The 5,641-nt window shown below is 45.5% G+C and carries 5 protein-coding genes; all 5 read left to right on the forward strand.

Annotation, left to right across the window (positions count from 1 at the left end; translation table 11 throughout):
* Nucleotides 1-279: 279 nt before the first annotated feature.
* A complete protein-coding gene (locus ACYVL5_RS23235; RefSeq protein WP_460597928.1) occupies nt 280-753 on the forward strand; it encodes a hypothetical protein in 474 nt (157 codons plus the stop codon).
* A 195-nt stretch (nt 754-948) separates the two neighbouring features.
* Complete coding sequence (locus ACYVL5_RS23240) at nt 949-1,152, forward strand: hypothetical protein (RefSeq protein ID WP_460597929.1); 204 nt, start codon at nt 949-951, stop codon at nt 1,150-1,152.
* A gap of 283 nt (nt 1,153-1,435) precedes the next feature.
* Nucleotides 1,436-2,965, forward strand: a complete 1,530-nt coding sequence (locus ACYVL5_RS23245) for a hypothetical protein (RefSeq protein ID WP_460597930.1) — start codon at nt 1,436-1,438, stop codon at nt 2,963-2,965.
* A gap of 501 nt (nt 2,966-3,466) precedes the next feature.
* The gene (locus ACYVL5_RS23250) at nt 3,467-3,874 is read left to right on the forward strand and encodes a hypothetical protein (RefSeq protein ID WP_460597931.1); all 408 of its coding nucleotides are present in this window, start codon (nt 3,467-3,469) and stop codon (nt 3,872-3,874) included.
* A 398-nt stretch (nt 3,875-4,272) separates the two neighbouring features.
* A complete protein-coding gene (locus tag ACYVL5_RS23255) occupies nt 4,273-5,292 on the forward strand; it encodes a tyrosine-type recombinase/integrase (protein WP_460597932.1) in 1,020 nt (339 codons plus the stop codon).
* The last annotated feature ends 349 nt before the right edge of the window (nt 5,293-5,641 follow it).

Genomic DNA, 5,641 nt, shown 5'->3' on the forward strand with positions numbered 1-5,641 from the left:
GGGGAGTCATACCGCAGGAGGAGCCGCCCTCAGAAGACCACGACAACTTAACTCAGGAACTCCCGCTGACCGCTTAAACTGGAAAATAACTTTGGCGACGGGGGTGGCAAATAACCTTGGCGGTTGACAACACTCGTTGGGTAGTGTGCCGGTAGATGGTTGGCAAGAGGAAGGTGGGGTGGGGTGTACAGTTTTTTTTGAGCATCTACAAAAAATGATTGCGCTAGGTGGGTAGTGTGTGTATAGTCATCTCATCGCCACACGGGAAGGGAGGCCAAGGTGCCAAGAAAGAATTTTTATATCGCGGATGCAGATGTCCCGGTCTACGAGAAGGCTAAGGAATACATAGGGGAATCAATATCTGGATTCATAGTAGATGCTTTAAAGAAACTCGTACATGAGAAGGAAGATAGAGGCAAGGAGCTAGTTGAGATTCGGCTTTGGGTAGGTAGCAAGGATGACGCTTGGGATATCAGTAGTGGGGAGTATGTCAAGTTCACTGGACGCTTACTGGGAACAGGGCGCCATGATATCTTTGATGATAAGGTTGTAGATTACGAGCTGTTTGAAACAAGGAAAGGTAGCTATCTGCTGTATAGAATTGAGGAGCAGCATGGAAGCGGAACTTCCATTTATAGTTACAATATCTATAAAGAGTATCTTGAGGTGACCAAGCTGAACCTTCCATCAAAATTGTTGGCCGAAGCAGAGGCTAAGTTGAAGGACTTCAAATGTGTTGAACTTGATATCTAGAGTGCAGCTAACAGAGTATAGAATGAAGCGAGGAGGTGATACAGTTTGCTTGTAAGTAGGTACAAAAGAGGAAACCCCTAGAGGACTCTGCGAAAGTCCTAAAGGGGTAGTGGTCAAATGATGCCGGTGAGCAACACTAACCGTGGTGATTATGGGGCATATGGTCCTGTAATGCAACACAAAATGGAGAAAACGATGAACGCAGAAATGGTACAGGTGGACGCAGCAAGGTTGGCAAAGTTGGAAGATATGGAGCGCAAACAGAAGCTTTCCGCGCGTAGGGCCTCCATCAAGAACCTGATCTTTGTGGAGAAGGCGAAGGCAGCAGGCATCAAGGTGTCCAAGGAAGAGGTTGATGCCAGGATGGAAAGCGACAGCGTAGTTGTGGCTACGGCATAGGGGGCAAGTATGATAGCCAAAGGACCGTTCGCAATAATCACAGGCTTGCCCAAAGGGGAAGGAGGTACGTTGGTCATTTCCTCTGCCCAAGTAACTGAAACGTTCGAAGGCGCAGTTACCGTAGTAGGTGAGCTCAGCTTTCGTGCCCCTGACATGGAGACCGCAGCCACCTGGGTTAAGTTGACCCAAAACGCTAATATCACCTAGAAGCTATAAAAAGAAGAAGAGGAAGGGAGTCATAAGTTGTGGCTCCCTTTTTTTATCGATGCGATGCGAGGCTACTATGGATGCGGAAGAATACCAACTAATACAGGAAAGCTTAGAAGACTTCGATTGGACCTTGTTCGGTGATCTTGAGGAACCTAAGCCCGACTACAATAACTCCTGTCCGTTCAATATTCACTTGTGCAGTACTGATGACCGTGTTGCAGCGGCAGTAAGCCACCTATGCGAAGAGATCGGTTATAACCTTGACCGGGCCGTGGAGCACATGGGCATGGTGGTCTTAAATCTCTATAAGACCTACTTGCTTGATCCTGACAAGTGGATCGGGTACTCAAGGGGGACGGGCAATTACAAGCTAATCTTCAGATACAACAGACAGCGTATAAGCTACCGCCCGTTGATGAAGGTGATCGATGGTCTTATAAAAGAGGGGTATGCCAAACCCCTTTCATTTTCATTCGATAAGGTGGCCAAGCAGGGTAGGTGCTCCCGCATTCGTGCCACCGCCAAATTGATAGACCTGCTAGTCGGCCAGTACCATTTTACTGAGGATATGGTCCATGAGGTTGAAGAGGTAGAGGTTGTTCTGCTTAGGGACTCAGATAAAGAGCCAATGGACTATGTTGATACTGAGGAAACCAATGGCATGAGGTTGCAGATTGAGCGTTACAACGACTTTCTGCAAAAGACATACATTGACCTGCATCATGATGGGCTCGTGCCAGAGAAGACCCTATATGTTGACCTAACAGCTAAGAAAGTCAGGCGGATATTCAATAATGAATCATTTAGGCAGGGTGGACGGTATTACGGTGGCTTCTGGATGGGGCTGCCGAGTGAGCTTAGGCAGAGGCTAATCCTAAACAATCAGAAAGTAGTGGAGTGTGACTATAGTGGAATCAGTGTGCATATACTGTACGCCATGGAAGGAATCAACTATGGCCTTAAAGGAAAGGATGCTTACACGCTGCCAGACTATAATGATGACAATAAGACACGGAACATGTTTAAGAAGCTCCTGTTGTCAGTAATGAATGCATCAACGGAGAAAAAAGCTCTTAAGTCGCTTCAATGGGATATCAATTATAACAAATCAGATTACCCTTCTAATATACCTAACCTGAAACAAGTATTATCTGACTTCAGGGACTACCACGAGCCAATAGCTAAATACCTTAACGCTGATGGTGCATGTATTGGCCTGGAGACGATGTACCATGATTCGCAAATTGCCGAACGTGTCATTTCCACGCTAATGGACAAGGATATCCCTGTGCTGTCGGTGCACGACAGTTTTATATGTCCAACAATACACTACGAAGAACTGTATACAGCAATGGTGTCAGCGTACCAGTATTACTATGCTAATGAACTGAACTGTATGACTGACATCAAGGGCATTATAAAAATAAAATACTCCGAATTAACATACAAAAGTGATTACCTTAACGAACCCGAGTATTCACAGTTCTATTATGATCCAACTACCATAAACGATTGGGCACTGGTGGAGCGGTTAATGGACTATGATGCTACTGGTAATATACCGGCACTGTCACAGGTAAAGTTGACTGGTGCCACGGGATAGTCCCGTAATGTACACTGGAAGTGTCAGCGTCTACATTGTTAGGTGGTTGCTTCGATGGTCTCTTAGCGTACACCGGTTACATATGGCACTTGGGGTGCCTGTGGTTTTGTTTCTGGTAGATTAACCGTTCTCCAGTGGTTGTTCAATACTTGCAACACTTTTGCCTAAATAGCTGAAATCACGTAAATGAGCATCCTGGTGATCTGAGCGACATGGCAAAGGCAGCTCATTTTTTTACAGCAGGTAGGTTGATGGGGAAACTGTGGGACCCCAACCATTTTTTATATATACAGGAGTCCAGACTGGGTAATATCTGAAGTATGGGACCCAGAAGTAAAATTCGGAACCCCGGGGTCGTTTCTGGCTGCTGAGGTTGCGTCGTTTAATGTTTGTTTGTGGAAATGCTTTTATGCCAGCATTCTTTTATGGTATACCTGCTTATCGTCCATATCTTGGGCAGATTGGTCTCGAACTATCCTTTGAATTCAATACGGAGGGTTTATGTCTGATGGCAATGGGATTAAGTTTATGGCTTCACCTTTGTGGGCTTGTATGTATGGGGTTACAGGTGTAATGTCCTTATTTAATTCAATTCTTAATTTCATGATGGGGCGTCAGGTTAACTCTGCCATGCAGCTTATTATATCTTTGCTAATGTGTTATGTTGCATATAGGTATTCAACCACACCAGCGCTCGAAATAACCGATGATTACCTTGAGTTCATTTATAGGCCTATTTCGCCTAAGAAAAAAATACTTCTAACAGATGTTATTGATTTAGAGCGTTCTGGAAAGAAACGTAAAATTGTATTAGCAAATAGGGATACATATGCCATACCTTATAGATTTCTAAAAAAATCCGAGCGTGAAAATGCTTTAGATATTATCAAAAGTAAGATTGCTTACTGATTAATTTTGTTTGTAAGTTGAAAATAAAGTCAACCTAGTCTGTGGGTTGACTTTTTTATTATACAATGTTGGTCTAACAGAAAAAGAGGTGATGACGATACTGTTACCGATGAAACCACAGCATAACCAACCTCGCAGTAATCCCTACCAGCAATACCCTGCCTGCATTAAATCACAATATTCCCAACGTCACAAATAGTAGTTTAGTTTAATGTTTTGGTTAGAATCCATGCTGTCCCATGTCCTGTAAGCTAAAGTGCTTTTGTAGGGCAAATATGCGCGCTGAATCGCGTAATAAAACTATCTAATCTGCTGGCTCAATACAACAACATAAACAAGTCAGGTAACAGGGGCCAATGGCTCCTTTTTTTGTGCCTGCAATGCAAGGAGGTAGTACCATGTCCGTCTATAAGAGAGGCGACAAAGGTGTGTTCTACATGAATTTCACCGTTAACGGAACCCGTGTGTTCAAGAGTACAGGGAAGTTTACCAAGAAGGAAGCTAAGCACGCTGAGGCAATGGAACGACAGAAGTTGATGGAGCAGGCCAGCATGACACCGCAGGAGGTAGCAGCACGTACCCTGTTGTCCGATGCTATCGAGCAGGTATATCAGACACGGTGGAAAAACAACAAGGACGGTAAGCAGTCCCGTACCCGAGCACTGAGGTTGATTACCCTTATTGGCGATGTGCCGGTGAACACGATCAACGAGGATGTAGTTAGAACGCTAATGTTCAAGCTGGAGCTTACCAAGGTCAAGCCTGCTACTGTCAACCGTTACCTTGAGGTGTTGAAGACCATACTCCGGTACAAGAGGCAGGAATGGGACTTCATTCACCTTAAGAAGCAAGCCAAGGGACGTATCCGTGTATTGGCGAAGAACGAGGAGGATCGGTCTATCAAGCTGTTACGTGAGACAAATCATGGCAGTAGGAGGGGGTTCTATTATGAGATCGCTGACTTGGTTGAAGTGCTCTTGGATACCGGGTGCCGGTTAAGTGAAATGCTCAACCTGCGGTATGATGATGTGAACTATGAGACGAACCTTATATCCATCTGGGTCAACAAGGGTGACAGGCCACGCAGCATACCTATGACCAATAGGGTACGGTCCATCCTCAAGACACGACAGGCAACCCACAAGGTCAAGCCCTTCACCGTCACCATATATCAGGCTGGCAAGGCTTGGGCCTGGGTAAGGAAGGAGATGCATCTTGACAAAGACACTGAATTCGTCTTACATGCCTTACGGCATACCTGTGCTACCAGACTCGTGAACAAGGGCGTTGACCTGTACGTGGTCAAGGAATGGTTGGGGCATAGCAGCATACAGGTAACGGAACGGTACGCACACTTGGCACCTGACAAGCTTGCACATGCAGCCGCCATATTGGACAGTTACCATAGTTTGAATTGACGCAGAATTGACGCAGATAGCTAAAGCCTTTGTTAGAAAACTATGGTGTGGGGAGGGTGTAAGTATCAGATATGAGCAGGTTTTAGCTTGTGTCAGGCTCTCATAACCCGAAGGTCACAGGTTCAAATCCTGTCCCCGCAACCAATATAGAAAAGGCACCCGGTTCCGACCCAAGCCGTTTACCTAACGTGTTGAAAAAATCTTGACAATTACCCGTAACCCCCTAGTCTAAGCGGCTAGGGGGGTTTTGTTATGTCTGTTTCTACAAACGGAGAGGGGCCACCGCGTATCCCGTTGGAAGCCGCTGGCATCCAAGTCAACTTCTGCAAGAATCCGAACTGCTTAAACT

Source organism: Geomonas sp. Red276 (assembly GCF_054784495.1).

Coding starts and splice junctions, on each gene's coding strand:
- ACYVL5_RS23255 (WP_460597932.1), top strand. CDS start 4,273: ATGTCCGTCTATAAGAGAGGCGACAAAGGTGTGTTCTACATGAATTTC.
- ACYVL5_RS23250 (WP_460597931.1), top strand. CDS start 3,467: ATGTCTGATGGCAATGGGATTAAGTTTATGGCTTCACCTTTGTGGGCT.
- ACYVL5_RS23245 (WP_460597930.1), top strand. CDS start 1,436: ATGGATGCGGAAGAATACCAACTAATACAGGAAAGCTTAGAAGACTTC.
- ACYVL5_RS23240 (WP_460597929.1), top strand. CDS start 949: ATGAACGCAGAAATGGTACAGGTGGACGCAGCAAGGTTGGCAAAGTTG.